This is a genomic window from uncultured Adlercreutzia sp., assembly GCF_958431955.1.
Lineage (GTDB): Bacteria > Actinomycetota > Coriobacteriia > Coriobacteriales > Eggerthellaceae > Adlercreutzia.
Map to the genome: position 1 here is coordinate 1 of NZ_CAUASN010000007.1, position 20,373 is coordinate 20,373.

The following is a 20,373-nucleotide window of genomic DNA, read 5'->3' on the forward strand; positions in this document are numbered from 1 at the left end:
CGCACAACGGCTGCCGCCCCAAGAAGCGTCGCCGCGTGTAACTGAAAGGATCGTACATTATGGCAATCAACAGAACTCCGGTTCTCAAGCGCTGCCGTCAGCTGGGCATCGATCCTGTGGTGCTCGGTTACTCCAGCAAGAAGGAATCCATCCGCCAGCCGAAGCGTCGCCGCAAGGAGAGCGAGTACGCCATGCAGCTGCGCGAGAAACAGAAGGCCAAGTTCATCTACGGCGTGCTCGAGAAGCAGTTCCGTGGGTACTTCAAGCGCGCCAAGTCCATGCAGGGTCAGACCGGTGAGAACCTGATGACCATCCTGGAGACGCGCCTGGACAACGTGGTCTTCCGCCTGGGCTTCGCCCGCACCCGCAAGGAGGCCCGCCAGATGGTGACCCACGGTCACATCTGCGTGAACGGCCGCCGCGTGGACATCCCGTCCTTCCGCGTGCGCCCCGGCGAGCTCGTGAGCGTGGCCCCCAAGGCCAAGGAGCTCCTCGTCGTGAAGAGCGCGCTTGTCTCCAACGAGCGCGTGCAGGTGCCCGCCTGGCTCGAGATTGACATCGAGAAGCTGCAGGGCAGCGTGCTGTCCCTCCCGACGCGTGACCAGATCGATCTGGACATCAACGAGCAGCTCATCGTCGAACTGTACTCGAAATAATCGCGGCTTTTAAGGAGGCTACTCACACATGACAGAGTTCATGAGGCCTACAGTAACTACGGAGGAAGTCAACGACACCGTTGCCCGTTACATCGTCGAGCCGCTCGAGCGCGGCTACGGCAACACGCTGGGCAACTCCATGCGTCGCGTGCTGCTCTCCTCGCTGGACGGGGCGAAGGCCACCGCTATCCAGATCGAGGGCGTGCAGCACGAGTTCACGACGGCCGAAGGCGTTATCGAGGACATCACCGACATCGTGCTGAACGTGAAGGGCCTGGTGTTCTCCCAGGTGTCCGACGAGGCCGACGAGGCGACCGCGCATGTGTTCGCCGAGGGTCCCTGCACGGTGACCGGCGCCGACCTCGAGGTTCCGGGCCAGTTCAACCTGGTGAACCCCGACCATGTCATCGCGACGGTGGCCGACGGCGGCCAGCTGGACATGACCATCCGCATCGGCGTGGGCCGCGGTTACGTGTCCGCCGAGCGCAACAAGCGCACGGAGGATCCCATCGGCATCATCCACGTGGACTCGCTGTTCTCGCCGGTTCGTCGTTGCACGATGAACGTGACCGACACCCGCGTGGGCCAGCGCACCGACTACGACAAGCTGGTTCTGGAAGTTGAGACCGACGGCTCCATCGACCCCACCGAGGCGGTGTGCCGCGCGGCCAACATCATCAACCAGTACATGGGCGCGTTCTTGGCCCTGGCCGCCACGGGCGAGGAGGAAGAGGGCGAGGCCCCGTCCATCTTCGCGCCGGAGGGCCAGGAGTCCAACGCCGAGCTGGACAAGCAGATCGAGGACTTGGATCTGTCCGTCCGCTCCTACAACTGCCTGAAGCGCGCGGGCATCCACTCCGTGCGCCAGCTCGTCGAGTTCTCCGAGAACGACCTGCTGAACATCAGAAACTTTGGTGCGAAGTCCATTGAGGAAGTGAAGGACAAGCTCATTTCCATGGACCTCAATTTGAAGCTTTAGGAGACACGAGATATGAGACACAACAAGAAGGGGCGGAAGCTCGGCACCGACTGGAGCCACACTAAGGCCATGAAGCGCAGCCTGGTGTCCGCTTTGTTCCTGAACGACCGCATCAAGACGGTGGAGGCTCGCGCCAAGGAGATCCGCCCGCAGGTCGACAAGGTCATCACCTGGGCCAAGCGCGGCGACCTGCATTCCCGCCGTCTGGCCATCGCCTACCTGAACGACAAGGAGCTGGTCCGCGAGATCTTCGAGAAGGTCGCCCAGGGCATGTTCCAGGATCGTCCCGGCGGCTACACCCGCATCATGAAGCTCGGACCCCGCAAGGGCGACAACGCCCCCATGGTCATCATGGAGCTCGTGACCGAGCCCTGCGTGCCCAAGGCCGAGCGCCAGGCCGCTGCCGCCAAGAAGGCCGCTCCGAAGAAGGCTGCCCCCAAGAAGGTGACCAAGAAGGCTGAGAAGGCCGAGGAGACCAAGGCCGAGAAGTCCGAGGAGCTCGCCGAGGATCTCGGCTTCGAGAACGACGGCACCATCGAGCAGATCGAAGCCGTGGACGCCGCTGAGAAGTCCGAGGCCGTCGAGGAGGCTCGTGAGGAGGCCGAGCGCGCCGAGGAGAAGGCCGCCAAGGAGGCCGAGACCGTCGACGCCGAGAAGATCGAGGAGGAGAAGGCCGACGTCAAGTAGGCCTCGCCCGAATCGTTCGGATGCGCTTCGGCGGCGGCCAGCCGCATGAGCCGCGAGTCGGAGACATCGTTCTATGCGAAAGCGACCACCTTCGGGTGGTCGCTTTTTCTTGGTGTCAGCCGGGCAACGTGCGTACAACTTCTCAATTACTATCGGCCCGCTCAGATTTGGGGCGGGACGACGGCTCATAGAATAGGGTCTGCAAGGGCACGGATGCGCGCTCTTACGAGACTTGTTCACGACAATCGTTTCGAAACGAAAGGAGCCGGATCATGGCTGACAAGGATACGCTGATGAAGGAGTTCGTCGACACCGAGGCCGCGAAGACCGAGGACGCCGTGAAGGACCTCGAGCGCATCGAGGAGGAGGTTGTGGCCGAGGCCACGATGTCCACTGAGTTCGATGACGCGCTCGGCAACGAGCAGGCTGCCGCCGAGGCCGCCGAGACGGCTTTCGAGTTCGATCAGGCAAAGATCGGCACGGCCGGTATCGGCGAGGCTCTGTAAGAACCGCGGCTGCCACGGAGGCAGCCTGACGCGACGGGCGATTCGCTAACTCACCGCCCGCCCGCTTGCCGCCGCGAGCCTTCGGACCCCTCCTTAACAGGAGCCCCGCGGGATAGACTCGCAGGCTTTAAGGGAGCGCCCCTTGATCGGGAGGCGCTCCCTTTTTATGCTCATGCACAAAACATTACGTCACAAGCGTCGCTGGCCGATCTGGGCGAACGCAGCGGATTCGCCATGCGGGGATCCTGCCATACTGGGGCCATGACGGTCTTGGGAGGACAGAGCACGCGAATTGCGCCGGCGGTGCGCCGGTTGGACGGGCGCGTGAAGATCGCGCTTCTTGTGGCCTACAGCGTGATGTTGTTTCTTGTGGAAGACCTTGTCGGCCTCGGTGTTGCCGCCGTTCTTCTGGTAGTTGCGATGGTCGCCGGGCGCGTGAGGGGCGCCTCGGTGCTGCGCGCCGGTATGCCGGCTGTGGTGATCGCGGCCTTCCTGCTGCTTTACAACGGCGTCTCTTCGGGCTGGGCGACCGGTGTTGCCGTGGCGGCTCGCGTCATGCTGCTCGTGTACGCGAGCGCCGCCCTCATGGAGCTCTCGACGCCTACTGAGCTGTCCGAGGCGCTGCGACGTCTGCTAGCCCCCCTCGGCCGTGCGGGCCTGCCCGTGCGCGATGCGACCTGCGCCCTTTCCATCGCTCTGCGCTTCATTCCCGTGACCGCCGAGGAGCTGGCGAGCGTGCGGGCCGCCCAGGCCTCCCGGGGCGCGGCCCTGGGCACGGGAAGTGCGGGCGCGCGGCTGCGGGCGAACGCGGGCCTCATGGCGCCTTTGTTCGTGGGCTTGTTCCGACGGGCCGACCGCCTGGCCGCGGCTATGGACGCGCGGTGCTACGGGGCAAGCGGGGAACCCACCAGCTTGGACGGCAGGCGCTTCTCCCTAGGCGATGGCGTAATCCTCGTTGTCGGCTGCGGACTCTGCCTGGGCGCAGCCCTCCTGTTCTGAGGTCTTGCGTGCCGGTGCAAGCTCGCTGATGAGGATGGCGGCGAAGATGAGCGCGAAGCCGAGCATCATGCGTCCGGTCACGAGCTCGCCGTAGAGCAGCACGCTGGCGATCGCCCCGAACACCGACTCCAACGACAGGATGAGCGAGCCCTGGGCCTCGTGCACGTGGGCGAGCCCCACGTTCTGCAGCACATAGCAGACGCCAGAGGCGAGCACCACCAAATAGGCGAGGTTGAGCGCGAAGTCGAGGTTGGCCACCGCTTCCCAACCGGGAAAGGACTCAGTCGCGGCACCGAGGGCAAGACCCATAACGCCTCCGAAGAGGAACTGGTATACCGTAAGCCCCAGCACGTCGTAGCGCTTCGAGAAGCGCGCAATGGCGATGATCTGGGCTGCGAAGAACACGGCGCACAGCAGCGTCATGAGGTCGCCGAATCCGATGGTGAAGCTGCCGGCCGTCATGGACACGAGCCCGATGCCCGCCACGCAGAGCACGGCCGCGCCCACGTTCGCCACGGTGGGGCGCTTGCGCGTCAGAGCCCACAGCATGAAGGGCACGATGACGCAGTAGGTGGCGGTGAGGAAGGCGTTTTTGCCCGGAGTCGTCTCGGCAAGGCCCACCGTCTGCACCCAGAAGGCCAGGAAGGTGACGGCGCCGAGCACGAGTCCCGCGCCGAGAAAGCCGGCATTCAGGCTACCGCGCAGGCGACGGTGGAAGATAACCGCCATGAGGATGCCCGTGAGCAGGAAGCGCACGCCGATGAGCTGCGCGGGCGGCAGCACGTCCACGGCGTCCTTCATCACCACGAAGGCGAACCCCCAGATAACGGTAGCCGCCAGCAGCATGAGCTTGTAGGCGAAGGCGGGAATATGTCGCTTGGTTTCCATAGCTTGCCATTATAAGGAGCCGCGTCGTCGCATGCCAGAGCGGGGTCGGCTGAATTGCCCTTGCGGCGGCATCGTGGCGGCGATGCGACGGATGCTGCAGTTGTGACCGATCGGCAACGCAGCAGAAACGTCGCTCGGCCGCGGGGCGACTCCCTTGCTCTGAGCACGATCATAGAGTCGTGTTGCGTAACCGACCGAGAGGACGTGCCATGTACTATTCCAGCGGCAACTACGAAGCCTTCGCTCATCCGATGAAGCCCGAGGGCGTCGACGAGAAGCAAGCCTACATTATCGGCAGCGGCTTGGCGGGCCTGACCGCCGCCTGCTACCTGGTGCGCGACGGCCAGATGGCCGGCGACCGCATTCACATCCTGGAGCGTGACCCGCGGGCCGGCGGCGCGTGTGATGGCTGGGACTACAGCCAGCTTGGCTTCACCATGCGCGGCGGTCGCGAGATGGACAACCACTTCGAGGTGATGTGGGACCTGTTCCGCGACATTCCTTCCATCGAGGATCCGAACGTAAGCGTGCTCGACTACTACTACTGGCTGAACAAGCGCGATCCGAACTACTCGCTGTGCCGCGCCACGGTGGATCGCGGCCACGATGCTCGCACCGACGGCAAGTTCAACCTGTCGGACAAGGCCTGCACCGAGATCATGAACTTGTTCTTCACGCCCGAGGAGGATCTGCAGGACAAGCTCATCACCGAGTACTTCTCCGATGAGGTGCTGAACTCGAACTTCTGGCTGTACTGGCGCACCATGTTCGCCTTCGAGAACTGGCACTCGGCCCTGGAGATGAAGCGCTACATCACCCGCTTCATCCACCACGTGGGCGGCCTGCCCGATTTCTCGGCGCTGCGCTTCACCCGCTACAACCAGTACGAGTCGATGATCCTGCCCATGGTGAACTATCTGAAGGCCCACGGGGTCGACTTCCAGTTCAGCACCCATGTGACCGACGTGCGCTTCTCCTGCGATGAGGCGGCCGACAACAACCGCAAGGTGGCCACCGAGATCCGTCTCGTGCGCGAGGACGGCGCTACGGCCCAGGATGCCGCCGAGGGCCTGCCCGCCGACGGTCAGATGACCCGGCCGGCCGATCCCGCCCGCGAGGAGACCATCGCGCTTTCCGAGAACGACCTCGTGTTCATCACGCCGGGCAGCTGTGTTGCCCACTCCTCCTTCGGCAGCCAGGACGTGCCCGCCCGCTTCGCGCCCGCGCTCACACCCGGCGACGGCTGGGATTTGTGGAAGAAGATCGCGGCCCAGTCGCCTGAGTTCGGGCATCCCGAGAAGTTCTGCGGCGACCCGGAGAAGAGCAACTGGGAGAGCGCCACGGTAACCACGCTGGACGAGAAGATCCTGCCCTACATCGAGGCCATCTGCAAGCGCGACCCCCTGTCGGGCGGCGTGGTCACGGGCGGCATCGTGTCGGTGAAGGACTCGAACTGGCTCCTTTCGTGGACCATCAACCGCCAGCCGCAGTTCCGCGACCAGCCCGAGGGCACTGTGTGCGTGTGGCTCTACGGCCTGTTTACCGACAAGCCCGGCAACTACGTGAAGAAGGCCATGCGCGACTGCACCGGTCGCGAGATCTGCGAGGAGTGGCTCTACCACCTCGGCGTGCCTGAGGATCAGATCGGCGAGCTCGCCGAGAAGAGCGCCAACACCGTGCCCTGCATGATGCCCTACATCACGGCGTTCTTCATGCCGCGCGCCGAAGGCGACCGCCCGCTTGTCGTGCCCGAGGGCGCGGTGAACTTCGCCTTCATCGGCCAGTTCGCCGAGACGCCGCGCGACACCATCTTCACCACCGAGTACTCCATGCGCACGGGCATGGAGGCGGTCTATACGCTGCTCGACATCGACCGCGGCGTCCCCGAGGTATGGGGGAGCGCCTATGACTTGCGCTGCCTGCTGAATGCCACGGTGCTGCTGCGCGACGGCAAACCGGCCACCGACATGAACATGAACGTGCTGGAGAAGTTGCTGCTCTCGCGCGGCCTGAAGGAGATCGAGCATACCGACATCTACGGCCTGCTGAAAGAGTTCGGCGTCATCCCGACCACCGACGAGAACCGCGCGGTGGCGGGGCCGGCCACGGGTGCGGTGTGGCCGGGCATCCACTAGCGCCTCGCGAGTGCTGCCGCGTTACAGCTTGCGGCCCGCGGCGAGGGAACGGCCGGCACGCTGCTCGTGAGACTCGGGCCTCTTGATTCGCGCCCCGCACGGAACTCGCTCCGTGCGGGGCGCGTTTGCGTGGTATGATGGAAAACGCTGAACAACGGCGTCAACATTACCTGCAAGGAGGCACTACATGAGCATCATTATCGATGTGTACGGGCGCGAGGTCCTGGATTCCCGCGGAAACCCCACCGTCGAAGTGGAAGTTGTGCTGGAGGACGGCTCCTTCGGCCGCGCGGCGGTGCCCTCGGGTGCCTCTACGGGCGCCTTCGAGGCCGTGGAGCTGCGCGACTGCGATAAGAAGCGCTACCTGGGCAAGGGCACGCTCGATGCCGTGGCCCACGTGAACGAGGAGATCGCCGACGCGCTCATCGGCCTGGAGGCCGAGGACCAGCGCATGATCGACGCCGCCATGATCGAGGCCGACGGCACCGAGAACAAGGGCGCGTTCGGCGCCAACGCCATCCTGGGCGCGTCGCTTGCCGTGGCCCACGCCGCCGCCGAGGCGTCCGGGCTTCCGCTGTACAAGTACGTGGGCGGCGCGAACGCGCACCTTCTGCCCACGCCCATGATGAACATTCTGAACGGCGGCGTGCACGCCGACAACAACGTGGACTTCCAGGAGTTCATGATCATGCCCGTGGGCGCCCCCACCTTCGCGGAGGCCCTGCGCTGGTGCGCCGAGATCTACCACACCCTGAAGAAGGTGCTGCACGATGCTGGTCTCGGCGGCGGCGTGGGCGACGAGGGCGGCTTCGCCCCCAACCTGAAGACCAACGAGGAGCCGCTGGCCTACATCGTGCAGGCCTGCGAGGCCGCTGGTTACAAGCCCGGCACCGATATCCTGTTCGCCATGGATCCGGCGTCCACCGAGTTCTACAACGCTGAGACCGGCAAGTACGTGCTGGCCGGCGAGGGCCGCGAGCTCACGAGCGACGAGATGGTGGACTACTGGGAGGCTTTGGTGAACAAGTATCCCATCGTCTCCATCGAGGACGGCATGGCCGAGGAGGACTGGGACGGCTGGAAGAAGCTGACCGAGCGCATCGGCGACCGCGTGCAGCTGGTGGGCGACGACCTGTTCGTCACCAACTCCAAGCGCCTGGCCAAGGGCATCGAGCTGGGCTGCGCCAACGCCATCCTCATCAAGGTGAACCAGATCGGCTCGCTCACCGAGACTCTGGAGGCCATCGAGCTGGCGAAGACCCACGGCTACGCCTGCGTGATGAGCCATCGCTCCGGTGAGACCGAGGACGTGACCATCGCCGATCTGTCGGTGGCCACCAACTGCGGCCAGATCAAGACCGGCGCCCCGTGCCGCTCCGACCGCGTGGCCAAGTACAACCAGCTCATCCGCATCGAGGAGCAGCTGGAAGGCCAGGCCGCCTACGCGGGCCTGAACGCCTTCTACAACATCAAGCGCTAAGCGCTGCAGCTGGAATAAACTAGAACCAAGGGGCCGCAAATCCTTGCGGCCCCTTCTTTACGTCGAAGGTTAAAACCCAAGCAGCTCTTTCAAGGCTCCTGCTGCATCAATGGGATGACGAATCTAGCGGGGATTGGCTCAGTATGGAGAGAAGCTCGTTTTTGGAATGGATGTCGAGTTTGGTGTAGATGTGCTTCATGTGGCTGCGCACCGTGTTGTGCGAGATGAGGAGCGATTGGGCGACATAGGATTGGGTGAAGCCCTGCGCGATGAGGAATACGATCTCCGTCTCGCGCTCCGTCAGCCCATATTGATCGATGAGGCGCTGGCATTGGGCCCTTAGGCGGGCATCGGGGTCGTCGAGTTCAAGGGAGACGTTGTCAACGTGCTGCGTCCGCTCGTCCGCATTGTCGCTTGCTGTCCGAAGAATGGTTCCGAGAGGGTAGTCGCTCAAGCGGGAGTTGTCCGAAAGGAGCAGCAAGCACATCGCCAAGAGCGCCATAATAGAAATGAGCACGAGATCTAATCCGAGGTCGAAGTACCCGATGGCGATACGGGCGATGCTGGTTCCCAGTATCATGCCCAATTCGATAATGCCCCAGCCGATAGCGAACAGCGTGTACAAGGGAATTCGCACATGGTGCGAAATATCGACGAGCTTTATGTTGATGTACCCTGCCGCCACATACCTGATGCTCGAGAACACGCTGACAACGACGGGGGCCGCCTCAGGGTAGGCAATGATGAGAATGAACGAGAGGCCGATGGAGGCAATGAGCACCGACCAGAAGGCCTTGGTTGAGACGAGCTGTCGCTTACCCAGGACGAAAAGAACGAAGAGCGCGGCAAGTACGATGGAGATAGTGTTGTAGACGAGGTACGACAGAAGAGGGGAAAGAGGGAAGAGCGCCTCCTCGGGCAGCTGATTAACGAAGCCGAGAACAACGGCATAGAGGGCGAGCATGATGAACCATGAGCCCACCTGCGAGAACATTTTATCTTTTGGGTACACCGAGAACGGAGCGGCGTTGATGGGCGTACGGGCCGGGTTGGCAATGTAGCGAATGGTCGCCCATGCACAAAGGGGCGGAACCACAAAGGTGAACCCCTGTTGGGCAATGCCGGGAAGAATGGCGAACAGAAACGCGCCGACCGACGATAGAATCAACGATGCCATAACCGACAGGGCGACTTCGTAGATGCGCAGCGGAGCATAGATTTCATTCCAGCAGACATACATCCAGCCCATGCCGGCAAAACCGAGGAATGCGCAGGCAACGGCAATTCCCGAGAGCTCGGTGGGCCATGTGGAGCAGGCAATGGTTCCGCAAATGGCCGCCGCTGCGGCGCTGGGGATTATTGTGCGCTTGAGCGTAGCCTGGGTGAGGGGGAGCGCATGCAGGCAGACAACGAGAAGCAAGGGCGCTATGCCCCGTCCCAGCCAATAGGCGAAAAAGAAGTCGGACGTCTGGGGAGTGAAAAAGGGATTGTCGCTGAAGTTCATCATCCACAGGCGGAGCAGCGCGAGCCAAAGCGTTGAAACGACGAGCGCCGTGCGCTTATCCAGGTAGCGCGTTGATGAAACAACGCCTTCTCGATGAGAGGCGCCCCCGGTCTCTGTCTGTGTCATTACCACCCTCCTCGGGTCACATCATAGCAGAGTTCGAGCGGATGCATACTACACAAACGATGTCATTGATGGTGGAATTGCCATGTGAGTTTTTAGAAAACACCAGTTGAGAGCTCATTTATAAAAATCGCATCGTTCGTGTACTTACCAAGGAGCGCGCTGTGGGCCACTATTCGTCCCGTCAGTTCGAGCGCTACGGCATGCGGCAGTGTCATGCGGTTCTCCAGGCGCTCGAAATCGAAGGAGGAGAAATGAAGAGCCAGAATCAGTCCATTGACGCCTGTACGCGTAGAAACTTTCTGAAGGGCACCGGCCTGCTGGCTGCCGGCGCAGCCTCTATCGCCCTCGCAGGATGCGCGCCCTCGACCCAGGGCGGCGGTTCGGAAGGCCTCGCCACGACGGGCGGCAGCTCTTGGGACTACGAAGCGGACATCATCGCGGTTGGTGGCGGCGGCGCCGGTTTGAGCTGCGCGATTGAAGGCACCGAAATGGGGCAGAGCGTCATTGTGGTGGAGTCCCAGAACGTCACCGGCGGTGCGAGCGCCATCAACAACGGTGGTATTGCAATGCCCGGTACTCCGCTGCAGCGCGAGCAGGGCATCGAGGATTCGCCCGAGCTGTTTGCCAAGGATCTCATTGAGCTGACGAAAGAGGACAACAATCCCGAATGGCTGACGATGCATGCGCAGCTGGCGGAAGGGCTCTGGGACTGGCTGACGGGCATGGGCCTGGAGTTCAAGGCGGAGTCTCTTCTGGCCACCCAGTCGGCGAGCCTGCCGCGTGAGCACCACATCAACCCCGGCCTGGTGGTGGACGCCCTCAACAAGCGCGCCGAGGAAGACGGGGTGGAGGTTCTGCTCAACACCAAGGCGGTCGAGCTTATCCAAGACGAGAACAAGCGCGTCATTGGCGTGCGCTGCGAAGGCAAGAACAGTAAGAACGTCTACCTTAAGGCCAACAAGGGCGTGGTGCTGGCAACCTGCGGCTACTCCCGCAACCCCGACATGCTCAACGAGTACATCTTCGGTGTGGGCGCGGAGAACATCCCGGTCTTCGCGGCTCCGGGCGATGAGGGTCTGGGCCACCAGATGGCCATGGCGGTTGGAGCTGCCACTAAGCATATGAGCGTTATCGGCATCAATGCGGGCCAGCATCCCGACGGAAGCATGGGCCAGGGCTGCTCCCTCATGAACATGGGTGCCATCATGGTCAACCAGGAAGGCGATCGCTTCGTGGACGAGTCCCACGGTTACGCAAACCTGTGGGAGGACATTGCCGGTCAGACCGGCGGCATCTGCTATCAAATTTGGGACGACGACCTCGCCCAGCAGCAGGCCGAGAACGACAGTTTGCTGTACTCCGTGGCGAAGCTGCGCGATACGGGTCTTCTGGTGGAATGCGACACGCTCGAAGAACTGGCAGCTCAGTGCAACATTCCCGCCGACGAGTTGAAGAAGACGGTGGAGAAGTACAACGCTGACGTGACCTCGACAGGCGTGGATTCCGAGTACGGCCGCAAGACCCTCGTCTCTACGCACGGCACCCCGATCCCCTGCGCGAAGGCTCCCTTCTATGCCTGGAAGACAGGCATGGCCATCTTCGGCACGAGCGGCGGTATCCGCCACAACCTCAACATGCAGGTTGAGCGCTGGGATGGCAGCGTTGTTCCCGGTCTCTACGTTGCCGGCTCTATTTGCACCTATGCCAACCAGGGCCTCGTTCCGGGTACCCATCGCAACAACGGCGCTTCGGGCACCGGCTTCGGCGGCGCGCTCATCTGGGGCCGCAAGGTGGCCCAGCTGATTAACGAGCTGGAGACGGGGGCGGAAGCGTAGCGGCTCCGTTCGCATTTTCCTCTTGAAGGCGGCTTGCGCGTGTTCCCTCCCCATGTGCGGCAAGCGGCTTTCCTCACGGGGGCGGTGCCAGTGGGCGCCGCCCCCTTCTTTTATGCTACGAAATCAGCCCCAGCCCCTTCGCCACGTGGGCGATGAAGTCCTGGACGTTGGTGACGATGCCGCGGCTGGCGAGGCTTCCGCGGTCCACGAGCTTGTTCACGGCGAACTCGGCGATGTCCACGCAGTAGAAGTACACCGGGCGGATGGTGCCGTCGTCCATGACGCGGTAGCTCGGCGTCATGTTTCCCGTGGCGATGGTGTGCAGCATGGTGGCCATGCAGATGACCGTGGTGGCGCTGCGGATGTGGTCGCGCATGGCATCTTGAGCCTCGTAGGCGTTGCCGTACACCCCGGGCAGCGGTCCGTCGTCGCGGATGGAACCGGCCAGCACATAGGGCACCCCGTTGCGCACGAGCGCGTCCATGATGCCGTCGCGCACGCCCTCCTCCTCGATGAACTTCTCGATGCTTCCCCAGTAGCGCACGCGGTTGATGGTGTCCAGGTGGTGGTAGTGCCCGTTGGGGCGGTTCTCCTGGGTGTCGATGTCCTGGCCGAGGGAGGTGTGGAAGTAGGCGCCTTCCAGATCGTGGGTGGCCAGGGCATTGCCGGCGAACACGGCGTCGGCATAGCCCGCGTCGATGATCTTCGCGAAGGCGTCGCGCGAGAAGCCGTTGAAGGTGAAGGCCGGCCCCATGACCCATACGATGGAGCCGTGCTCGCGGTCGTGGCGCAACAGCTCGTACAACTCGTCGTAGTCGCGGGAGAAGGCGGTCTCGCGGGAGCGTCCCAGGCGGAAGGCGAAGTTGTCGTGGCCGCCGGCGTGGGGCGCGCCGGGCTCGGGCACGTCTAGGCTGCGGAAACCATCGGTGTACACGAGGATGCCCTCCTCGCCGTTCTCGGTGCGCCCGCAGGCGATAAGGTCGCCGGCGCGGATATGGCGGAACTCGCGCACGTGCACTTCGCCGTCTTCCACCACCGCCACGCAGTCCATGCGGGAATCGCGGGCGAGCACCCACTGGCCGTCCAGCTTCAGGTATTCCGGGTAGATGGACATGGCGTGGTAGCCCTCGGGCGCCACGAAGTCCTTCGGCGCCGGCACGAGCGTGACATCGGGGGCATCCGCCAGGTGCGGCGCGGAGAAGTCGGGCGGGGTGTAGGGAGTGGGTGCGAACGTCATGGGCGACCTTCTTTCCTGGAAGTTGGTTGCGGATATTGTAACGCTTGGGCTGCCTGTTCCCGATGGGGGCAGATTCTTTGCGGCACGCGAGTGTTCCCGTTTTCCTTGGCGCTTCGCTGCCCGCATCTTCGCCGGACTCGGTTGTTGAAGATACGCTTTTTTGCATGAGATCGTCATTTATTAGCGTCGGGAATTCGAGCGGAGGATTGTGCCTTGGAATGAGTTTCGGAACGTGCCTGATCATAGCCTTGCCCTTGAAGACTGGCTTTGGGCCGAGATCGCGAAGTTCTCTCCGAGACGCTAATAAATCGCGATCCTATGCAAATTTCGGGTGGTTCGTCGACCCGAGTTGCGATGGCCGCGCGTGCCATCGGGAGGAGGTGCTGCCTTCTCTGCACAGTTATCCTCAAATAGTTATAATATGCTGAGTAAAACAATGGTGGCGCATTCTGGTACCGCGACGTTGCAGTGTCGCTGCAGAGCGACAAGGGAAGGGACTGGTTCTGTGAAAGAGATGATTTCGTTGGAGGAAGCCCGCGCGCTTGTGTGCGGCGCGGTGGCGCCGACCGAGGTGGAGCGCGTGGGGCTGCTGGATGCGGTGGGACGCGTGGCGGCAGCCGATTTGACAAGCGACATAGACGTCGCGCCCTTCGCCCATTCGGCCATGGACGGGTTTGCCCTGCGGGCCGCCGAGATCGCATCGGCCGCCGAGGAGACTCCCGTGTGCCTGCGCGTTATCGGCGAGATCGGCGCGGGCGACGTGTTCGAGGGCTCCATCGGGGAGGGCGAGTGCGTGCGCATCATGACCGGTGCCTGCCTGCCCGCCGACGCCGATGCCGTGGTGAAGTACGAGATCGTGGGAGTGGAGGAGGGCGACGGCAAGACCGGGTCGCTCGTGTCCTTCACCGCCCCTGCCAAGGTGGGCGCCAACGTGCGCGCCGCCGGGGAAGAGGCCCGCGCCGGCGAGGTAGTCGTGCGTGCCGGCGAGGTCATCAGCGCCGCCGGGGTGGGCTTTCTCGCCGGTTGCGGCGTGCTGGAGGTGCCGGTGCGCCGGCGTCCCTGGGTGGCCATCATCGCGACGGGCAGCGAGCTCGTGCCGCCGACGGAAGTGCCCGGCCCGGGGAAGATTCGCAACTCCAACAGCTTCGCCATGGCCGCCTGCGCCCAGCGCGCCGGCGCGGTGCCCCACATCCTGCCTATCGTGGAGGACACCTTCGAGGCCCTGCGCGATGCCGTGGCGGCCGCGGCCCGCGACTACGACTTCGTGGTGACCACGGGTGGCGCGGCCAACGGCGACTTCGACTTCATCAAGCCGGTCGTGGCCGAGTTGGGCGAGCTGAAGATGACCACGGTGAACATGCGGCCCGGCAAGGCCCAGACCTTCGGCATCGTGGACGGCACGCCGGTGTTCGGCCTGCCCGGCAATCCGGCGGCGGCCTATGTGGGCTTCGAGATGCTCATCCGCCCGGCCCTGCGCACCATGCAGGGCTACACGTTCATGGACCACCCCGTGGTGCGGGCTCGCCTGACCGCCGACGAGAAGAACCGCGACCCGCGGCGTATCTTCCTGCGCGGCACGCTCACCCGTGCTGCCGACGGCGCTTTCGAGGTGACGCCGGCCAGGAACCAGAGCTCGGGGCTGTTCGGGCCCATCCAAAAGACCAACTGCATGGCCATCATGCCCGAGGGCACCGAGCCCCAGCCGGCCGGCACCATGGTAGACTGCGTCTTGCTGGATGTGCCGGAAGAGGTGTGCCTCTAACGTTGTCCGGGGGCGTTCGGGAGCTTGGGGTAAGATCCCGCTTTTGAGTGCCCCTCCTGCTGCCTTGTAAGAAGAAGGGAATCCCATGACCATCAAATTTGCCATCATCACCTGCTCCGATACGCGCACCCTGGAAACCGACGAGGCGGGGCAGAAGCTGGAAGAGCTCATCGCCGAGCAGGGATGGGAGTGCATTCGCCGCGTGGTGGAGATGGACGAGCGCCCCTTCATCGCCGGCGCGCTTCTGGACGCCTGCGACAACACCGACGCCGACGTGGTGCTCACCTGCGGAGGCAGCGGCCTTTCCCTGCGCGACGTGACGCCGGAGGCCACGCGCGACGTGGCCGATCGCGAGGTGCCCGGCATCGCCGAGGCCATGCGCGTGCACAGCCTGGCCATCACGCCCTTTGCCATGCTCTCCCGCGCCATCTGCGCCCAGCGCGGGCGCACGCTCATCATCAACCTGCCCGGCTCCACCAAGGCGGCCACCGAGAACTGGGAGGGCATCGTCGCTGCGCTGCCCCACGCCGTGAAGATGATGGCCGGCGGTGGCCACGACACCCAGAAGGATCTCTCGGAGAAGCTCGCCGCCGCCGCGGCCCGGGGCGAGCTCGGGTAAAGCCCGGCCGCGCGGCAACGCCGGGCGGCCGGGCGCGGCGATCGGGATGGGCGGCAACGCGGGGCGGCCAGGCCGGCTGCTCGGGCCGGACGGCAAGACGCCCGGGTACCGTTGCGTCCCCGAGGCCGTGAAGATGGCCGTCGCGCGCCGTCGCCGAGGCCAATAAGCGCTATACTTTGTTCTTGGAATAACGGCGAGATCAGCGGCCACCCTCCGGCGGCCGCTGTGCATACGAGGCGACTTTACCATGACAGAACTCCCCAACGGCTTCACGGGCTTCTCGCATCGCGACCCGAACTTCGTCTCGGCGGGCGATGCGATGCGCCGCTCGCGCTACGACGATACCCCCTTCGCGGCGCGCAAGCAGGAGCAGTCCCTCGCCGGCGGCTGGGGGCTGGCGCCGCCCTCGCCCTCCGGCTTCGCGGCCTCCGCTCCTCGCGCTGGGGCTACCTCCGACATCCTGCGCTATACGGAAGACGGCGGCGCGCCTGGCACACCGCCCCGGTTCGACCCCGAGAAGCTCTCGCGCATTCCCGAGACCGATCGGCGCTGGTCGTGGGTGGAGATCGATCTGAATGCCATCCGCCACAACGCCTCCACGGTGAAGCACCGCCTGAACCCCGGCACGCGGCTCATGGCCGTCGTGAAGGCCGACGCTTACGGCCACGGCGCGGTGCAGGTGGCCAAGACGGCGCTGAACTCGGGTGCCGAGTATCTGGGCGTGGCCACGGTGGATGAGGCCATCGCCCTGCGCGAGGCGTACCTGAACGCCCCGGTGCTCGTGCTTGGCGAGCCGCCGGCTACGGCTATCCCGCTGCTTCTGGCCTACAAGATCATGCCGAGCGTGTACACGGCCGAGTTCGCCATCCGCTACGCCGAGGCGGCCGACGCCATGGGGCTGCGGGCTCCCTTCCATCTGAAGGTGAACACCGGCATGAACCGCATCGGCGTGCGCTGGGACGAGGTGGTGGAGTTCGCCCGCCAGATATCGTTCCACCGGGCGCTCGATCTGGAGGGAACTTTCACGCATTTCGCCACGGCCGACTGCCCCGGCACCATCGACTTCGAGCGCCAGGTGAAGCGCTTTGCCGAAGCGGTGAACGGGCTGCGCGCGGCGGGCATCAACCCCGGCATCGTGCACGCGGCGAACTCCGCGGCGGCCATCCGCTATCCGGAGGTGCAGCTGGACATGGTGCGGCTCGGCATCTCGCTGTACGGCTTCTACCCCTGCCCCGAGGCCTACCCGCTCATCGACCTCAAGCCCGCCATGGCCGTGAAGGCGCGCATCACCGAGGTGAAGACGGTGCCGGTGGGCGAGGGCGTGAGCTACGGGCTCCACTACCGCAGCCCCGGGGCGGTGAAGGTGTGCACCCTGCCCATCGGCTATGCCGACGGCCTGCGCCGCGGGCTGTCCGGCCGCACCGACGTGCTGCTGGCGGGACGCCGCTTCCACCAGGTGGGCAACATCTGCATGGACCAGTGCATGTTCGAGGTGAACCTGCGCCAGCGCAACAACTTCGAGCCGCAGATCGGCGACGAGGTGGTCATCGTGGGCGAGCAGGGCGAGGCGTCCGTCACCATCGATCAGATGGCCGAGACCTTGGGCACCATCCAGCACGAGGTGGCCATCGGGTTCGGCTGCTCGCGCATGCCCCGCATCTACCTTTAGGAGAAGACCATGAACATGCCGAAGCCCCACATTCCCCTCGACGAGCTGCGCGCCGAGGTGGCGGCCTGCCGGCGGTGCCCCTTGTGCGACGGGCGCACTCAGACGGTGTTCGGCGTGGGCAACCCCAACGCGCGGGTGCTCATCGTGGGGGAGGCTCCCGGAAAGAACGAGGACGCCCAGGGCGAGCCCTTCGTGGGCGCGGCGGGGAAGTACCTCAACGAGCTTCTGGCCGTCGCGGGACTTTCGCGCGACGAGGTGTTCATCGCCAACGTGCTGAAGTGCCGCCCTCCCTCCAACCGCGACCCGCGCCCCGAGGAGATCCAGGCCTGCACGCCGTTTCTGCGCGAGCAGACCCGCACCATCGACCCGGAGTTCATCGTCACGCTGGGCAACTTCTCTACGAAGTTTATCCTGAAGACTGACGTGGGCATCACCCGCCTGCACGGCACGCTGCAGAAGGCCGGCCGCTTCAAGGTGTTCCCCATCTTCCATCCGGCCGCCGCCCTCTACGACGGCAAGAAGCGCGAGGCCTTGGAGAATGACTTCGCCACCTTGGGCGAGCTTCTGTCCGCTCCCGACGGGCGGGCGGCTACAGCCAGTTCTTCTTCTTAAAGAACAGCACCATCACCACGATCATGACGAGTGCGAGCGTGATGATCGTGGCCGCCATATAGGGCCAGTCGAGCCCCGGCAGCACGGTGAGGTTCATGCCGAACCAGCCTGTGACCAGCGTGAGCGGCGCGAACATGACCGTTACGATGGTGAGGATCTGCATGGTGGAGTTCTGCTTCAGGTCGATCTGCGTCTGATGGAGCTCGCGCAGCTGCAGGCTGTACTCGCGCAAGGTCTCGGCGCGGTCGGCCAGGTGGCTCGCGTGGGTGGCGATGTGTTCGAAGGCGCGCGCCTCTTCGCGGCTCATCACCTTGTTCTCGTTGTCGGCGATAAGGTCGGCCATCACGGCGATCTGCTGGTAGTACGACCCCATCTTCATGGCCGCGCGGCGGTACCCCATGATGGTCTGCGAGGTGACCTCCTCGCTGTGGTCGAGCATGGCCTCCTCGAGCGCCTCCATGGAATCCTCCATGACGGAGAACCAGGTGAAGTCGTCGGCGATGAGCGATTTCATGAAGGCGTAGAGGCAGTGGGAGGTAGTGGCCTTGGTGAGGATGCCGCTCGTGGCCACTTTCTGCAGCAGGTCGGCCGTCACATTGCCGTCGTCGATGAAGATGAGGCGGTCGGCATCCAGGTAGAACGACAGGCGATCGGGATCTCCCGTGGGGTCGGCCTTGTCGGGTACGGCGAACGAGCCGATGAGGAAGGAGGGGTACAGCTCCACGAAGTTCATCTCGGCCGGCTCGAGCGCCGCCAGACCGCTGCGGCCCTCTTGGGAGATGTTGGGCAGCTGGCTGAACTCGTGGGAGGTGATGACCTTCACGAGCGGCGGCTTGGGCGCGTCGCTTGTGCTGGGTGCGTCGAGGGGGTGCGGGCGGCCCAGTTCGTAGACGGTTGCCATCGTTTCCTCCTCTTCGCGCCGGGGCTTCCAGCCATTTAGTATAGAATGGGCCGCGCTCGGAGTATTTCGATGAGGCTATCTGTCACCCATTTGTGTTCCGCGTCGCTGTGGGCCGGCCGCGGCTGGTTGCCGTCGCGGCGACGGGGCGGGGCGCTTGGGGCCCGCAGTCGCCGGTGTGCGCCCGCGTGACTGGATGGCGATTCGCTGCAAAACCGAAGGAGGAGACCCGTGCCCTTTGATCCCGTTGCCTGGATAAACACGCCGCGCTGGCAGGCGTCGCGCCTGGGGCTCGAGCGCATGATTGACCTGCTCGACCGCATGGGGCGGCCGCAGGACGCTTTGCGCTTCGTGCACGTGGCGGGCACCAACGGGAAGGGCTCCACCTGCGCCTATCTGGCGAGCATCCTGCAGGCAGCCGGGCTGCGGGTGGGCCTGTTCACGAGCCCCTATATCCTGCGTTTCGAGGAGCGCATCCGCGTGAACGGGCGTGATATTACGGAAGAGGAGCTGGCACGGGCCGTGGCGGCGGTGCGACCCCATACCGAGGCCATGGAGGCGGCCTGTGGCGATCATCCCACCGAGTTCGAGCTGATGGCTGCGGTGGCCCTCGAGCATTTCCGCGCGGTAGCCTGCGACATCGTCGTGCTGGAAGTGGGGCTTGGCGGCCGGCTGGATGCTACGAACGTTATCGACGCGCCTGAGGCGAGCGTCATCTGCCGCATCGGGCTCGACCACACCGATCTTTTGGGGAACACGCTGGCGGCCATCGCGGGGGAGAAGGCCGGCATCGTGAAGCCGGCATCGCCGGCGGTCAGCTGGCCCCAGGAGCCCGAGGCCATGGCGGTGGTGGAGGCGACGGCCGCCGAGCGGGGCTGCACGGTCACGGTGCCCGATTTCTCGCGGCTTGCGGTGGAGCCGCTGACGTGGGGGGCAGAGCGGGGAAATGGCGCATGCGGCGGCGATGGTGTGCTGGTAACCGCTTCGGATGATGAGGGAGACGGCGTGTCGAGCGATGCCTCGGGCGAAGCGGGCGAGAGCGCCGCGGCACCGCTCTGTCGGCGGTTCACCTATCGGGGGCGCGCCTTCGAGACGGGCCTGCTCGGTAGCTACCAGCCCTTCAATGCGGCGCTTGCCCTGGAAGTAGCGCGTGTGCTGCGCGAGCGCGGGTGGGACATTTCCGCCGAGGCCGAGGTCGCCGGCATCGCGCAGGCCCGCTGGCCCGGCCGCTTCGAGGTGGTAGACGTTGCGCCGCTCACCATCATCGACGGGGGGCATAACATCCAAGGTGCGCAGGCCCTGGCCGCGTCCCTCGCCGACCTGCTGGGCGATGCGCGCCGCGGCACGGTGGCTTTCGCCATGGGCGTGCTCGCCGACAAGGACTATAAGGCCATGGTGCGCGCCGTCGTTCCCTGGGCCGGCAGCTTCCACGTGTACGCGCCGGCCAACCCCCGCGCCCTTCCTGCCGAGGAGCTGGCCACTTGCATCCGTGAGGTGCTCGCGGAAGAGGGCCGCGTGGAAGCGGTACCCGTGTGCGTGCACGCCACCCCGGCCGGAGCCCTCACCGCCGCCCGCACCGATGCCGCCTCCCATGCGGACTCCGTCCCGGCCATAGGGGGCGCACCCGACACGTCTCCCCGAGCCCGCATCGCCGTCGCCTTCGGCACCCTGTACGCCATCGCCGACCTCGAAAAGGCGCTGATCTGCCAGTAACGCGACCTTTTCGGAAACAAAAAGCCCCCGCGGCCCGAAGGGGCGGCGGGGGCTTGGGATGCGGAAGT

Annotated in this window: 17 protein-coding genes; 13 read left to right on the forward strand and 4 right to left on the reverse strand. The window is 64.7% G+C overall.

The window, feature by feature from the left end; translation table 11 throughout:
- The first annotated feature begins 59 nt into the window (after nucleotides 1-59).
- The 5 genes from rpsD (at nucleotide 60) to Q5064_RS03530 (ending at nucleotide 3,827) form a co-directional block, all read left to right on the forward strand.
- Nucleotides 60-656, forward strand: coding sequence for a 30S ribosomal protein S4 (rpsD, locus tag Q5064_RS03510; RefSeq protein ID WP_275206463.1), 597 nt, complete (start codon nucleotides 60-62; stop codon nucleotides 654-656).
- Nucleotides 657-684: 28 nt separating this feature from the next.
- On the forward strand, nucleotides 685-1,635 hold the full coding sequence (locus Q5064_RS03515; protein ID WP_016309301.1) for a DNA-directed RNA polymerase subunit alpha: 951 nt from the start codon (nucleotides 685-687) through the stop codon (nucleotides 1,633-1,635).
- 12 nt (nucleotides 1,636-1,647) lie between these two features.
- On the forward strand, nucleotides 1,648-2,322 hold the full coding sequence (gene rplQ, locus Q5064_RS03520) for a 50S ribosomal protein L17 (protein ID WP_302962330.1): 675 nt from the start codon (nucleotides 1,648-1,650) through the stop codon (nucleotides 2,320-2,322).
- A gap of 272 nt (nucleotides 2,323-2,594) precedes the next feature.
- Nucleotides 2,595-2,828: a BAG1 BAG family molecular chaperone regulator 1 gene (locus tag Q5064_RS03525; protein WP_302962331.1), complete on the forward strand. Its 234-nt coding sequence runs from the start codon at nucleotides 2,595-2,597 to the stop codon at nucleotides 2,826-2,828.
- Nucleotides 2,829-3,089: 261 nt separating this feature from the next.
- A complete protein-coding gene (locus Q5064_RS03530; protein ID WP_302962332.1) occupies nucleotides 3,090-3,827 on the forward strand; it encodes an energy-coupling factor transporter transmembrane protein EcfT in 738 nt (245 codons plus the stop codon).
- On the opposite strand, the gene Q5064_RS03535 is transcribed toward Q5064_RS03530, so the two are convergent.
- Nucleotides 3,762-4,715 carry a DMT family transporter gene (locus Q5064_RS03535; protein ID WP_302962333.1) on the reverse strand — a complete coding sequence of 318 codons (954 nt, stop codon included), beginning with the start codon at nucleotides 4,713-4,715 and terminating at the stop codon, nucleotides 3,762-3,764. The two genes, Q5064_RS03530 and Q5064_RS03535, sit on opposite strands and share 66 nt — an antisense overlap.
- Nucleotides 4,716-4,924: 209 nt before the next feature.
- On the opposite strand from Q5064_RS03535, the gene Q5064_RS03540 reads away from it, so the two are divergent.
- Together Q5064_RS03540 and eno are read left to right on the forward strand one after the other, a co-directional pair.
- Nucleotides 4,925-6,850: an oleate hydratase gene (locus tag Q5064_RS03540; RefSeq protein WP_302962335.1), complete on the forward strand. Its 1,926-nt coding sequence runs from the start codon at nucleotides 4,925-4,927 to the stop codon at nucleotides 6,848-6,850.
- Between the two features lie 187 nt (nucleotides 6,851-7,037).
- A complete protein-coding gene (eno, locus tag Q5064_RS03545; RefSeq protein WP_302962337.1) occupies nucleotides 7,038-8,330 on the forward strand; it encodes a phosphopyruvate hydratase in 1,293 nt (430 codons plus the stop codon).
- 106 nt (nucleotides 8,331-8,436) lie between these two features.
- Here eno and Q5064_RS03550 read toward each other — a convergent pair whose 3' ends face one another.
- Entirely contained in the window at nucleotides 8,437-9,960 is a 1,524-nt protein-coding gene (locus Q5064_RS03550) for a helix-turn-helix transcriptional regulator (RefSeq protein WP_302962338.1), read from the reverse strand.
- A gap of 251 nt (nucleotides 9,961-10,211) precedes the next feature.
- Here Q5064_RS03550 and Q5064_RS03555 point away from each other — a divergent pair, with 251 nt between their 5' ends.
- Nucleotides 10,212-11,795: an FAD-dependent oxidoreductase gene (locus Q5064_RS03555; protein WP_302962340.1), complete on the forward strand. Its 1,584-nt coding sequence runs from the start codon at nucleotides 10,212-10,214 to the stop codon at nucleotides 11,793-11,795.
- A gap of 115 nt (nucleotides 11,796-11,910) precedes the next feature.
- On the opposite strand, the gene Q5064_RS03560 is transcribed toward Q5064_RS03555, so the two are convergent.
- A complete protein-coding gene (locus tag Q5064_RS03560; RefSeq protein WP_302962341.1) occupies nucleotides 11,911-13,032 on the reverse strand; it encodes a hypothetical protein in 1,122 nt (373 codons plus the stop codon).
- A 505-nt stretch (nucleotides 13,033-13,537) separates the two neighbouring features.
- On the opposite strand from Q5064_RS03560, the gene glp reads away from it, so the two are divergent.
- From glp to Q5064_RS03580, 4 genes are all read left to right on the forward strand, one after another.
- Entirely contained in the window at nucleotides 13,538-14,794 is a 1,257-nt protein-coding gene (gene glp, locus Q5064_RS03565) for a gephyrin-like molybdotransferase Glp (protein ID WP_302962343.1), read from the forward strand.
- An 85-nt stretch (nucleotides 14,795-14,879) separates the two neighbouring features.
- Entirely contained in the window at nucleotides 14,880-15,413 is a 534-nt protein-coding gene (locus Q5064_RS03570; RefSeq protein WP_302962344.1) for a molybdenum cofactor biosynthesis protein B, read from the forward strand.
- A gap of 247 nt (nucleotides 15,414-15,660) precedes the next feature.
- Nucleotides 15,661-17,082, forward strand: coding sequence for an alanine racemase (gene alr, locus Q5064_RS03575; protein ID WP_302962346.1), 1,422 nt, complete (start codon nucleotides 15,661-15,663; stop codon nucleotides 17,080-17,082).
- A 15-nt stretch (nucleotides 17,083-17,097) separates the two neighbouring features.
- The gene (locus Q5064_RS03580) at nucleotides 17,098-17,694 is read left to right on the forward strand and encodes a uracil-DNA glycosylase family protein (RefSeq protein ID WP_302962422.1); all 597 of its coding nucleotides are present in this window, start codon (nucleotides 17,098-17,100) and stop codon (nucleotides 17,692-17,694) included.
- Here the strand turns inward: Q5064_RS03580 and Q5064_RS03585 are convergent.
- The gene (locus Q5064_RS03585; protein WP_302962347.1) at nucleotides 17,672-18,595 is read right to left on the reverse strand and encodes a CorA family divalent cation transporter; all 924 of its coding nucleotides are present in this window, start codon (nucleotides 18,593-18,595) and stop codon (nucleotides 17,672-17,674) included. The two genes, Q5064_RS03580 and Q5064_RS03585, sit on opposite strands and share 23 nt — an antisense overlap.
- A gap of 228 nt (nucleotides 18,596-18,823) precedes the next feature.
- Here Q5064_RS03585 and Q5064_RS03590 point away from each other — a divergent pair, with 228 nt between their 5' ends.
- Nucleotides 18,824-20,305, forward strand: a complete 1,482-nt coding sequence (locus Q5064_RS03590) for a folylpolyglutamate synthase/dihydrofolate synthase family protein (RefSeq protein WP_302962348.1) — start codon at nucleotides 18,824-18,826, stop codon at nucleotides 20,303-20,305.
- Nucleotides 20,306-20,373: the final 68 nt, after the last annotated feature.

Bases quoted from the DNA above. Each gene is read 5' to 3' on its own strand.
- rpsD (WP_275206463.1), top strand. From the start codon at position 60: ATGGCAATCAACAGAACTCCGGTTCTCAAGCGCTGCCGTCAGCTGGGC.
- Q5064_RS03515 (WP_016309301.1), top strand. From the start codon at position 685: ATGACAGAGTTCATGAGGCCTACAGTAACTACGGAGGAAGTCAACGAC.
- rplQ (WP_302962330.1), top strand. From the start codon at position 1,648: ATGAGACACAACAAGAAGGGGCGGAAGCTCGGCACCGACTGGAGCCAC.
- Q5064_RS03525 (WP_302962331.1), top strand. From the start codon at position 2,595: ATGGCTGACAAGGATACGCTGATGAAGGAGTTCGTCGACACCGAGGCC.
- Q5064_RS03530 (WP_302962332.1), top strand. From the start codon at position 3,090: ATGACGGTCTTGGGAGGACAGAGCACGCGAATTGCGCCGGCGGTGCGC.
- Q5064_RS03535 (WP_302962333.1), bottom strand. From the start codon at position 4,715: ATGGAAACCAAGCGACATATTCCCGCCTTCGCCTACAAGCTCATGCTG.
- Q5064_RS03540 (WP_302962335.1), top strand. From the start codon at position 4,925: ATGTACTATTCCAGCGGCAACTACGAAGCCTTCGCTCATCCGATGAAG.
- eno (WP_302962337.1), top strand. From the start codon at position 7,038: ATGAGCATCATTATCGATGTGTACGGGCGCGAGGTCCTGGATTCCCGC.
- Q5064_RS03550 (WP_302962338.1), bottom strand. From the start codon at position 9,960: ATGACACAGACAGAGACCGGGGGCGCCTCTCATCGAGAAGGCGTTGTT.
- Q5064_RS03555 (WP_302962340.1), top strand. From the start codon at position 10,212: ATGAAGAGCCAGAATCAGTCCATTGACGCCTGTACGCGTAGAAACTTT.
- Q5064_RS03560 (WP_302962341.1), bottom strand. From the start codon at position 13,032: ATGACGTTCGCACCCACTCCCTACACCCCGCCCGACTTCTCCGCGCCG.
- Q5064_RS03570 (WP_302962344.1), top strand. From the start codon at position 14,880: ATGACCATCAAATTTGCCATCATCACCTGCTCCGATACGCGCACCCTG.
- alr (WP_302962346.1), top strand. From the start codon at position 15,661: ATGACAGAACTCCCCAACGGCTTCACGGGCTTCTCGCATCGCGACCCG.
- Q5064_RS03580 (WP_302962422.1), top strand. From the start codon at position 17,098: ATGCCGAAGCCCCACATTCCCCTCGACGAGCTGCGCGCCGAGGTGGCG.
- Q5064_RS03585 (WP_302962347.1), bottom strand. From the start codon at position 18,595: ATGGCAACCGTCTACGAACTGGGCCGCCCGCACCCCCTCGACGCACCC.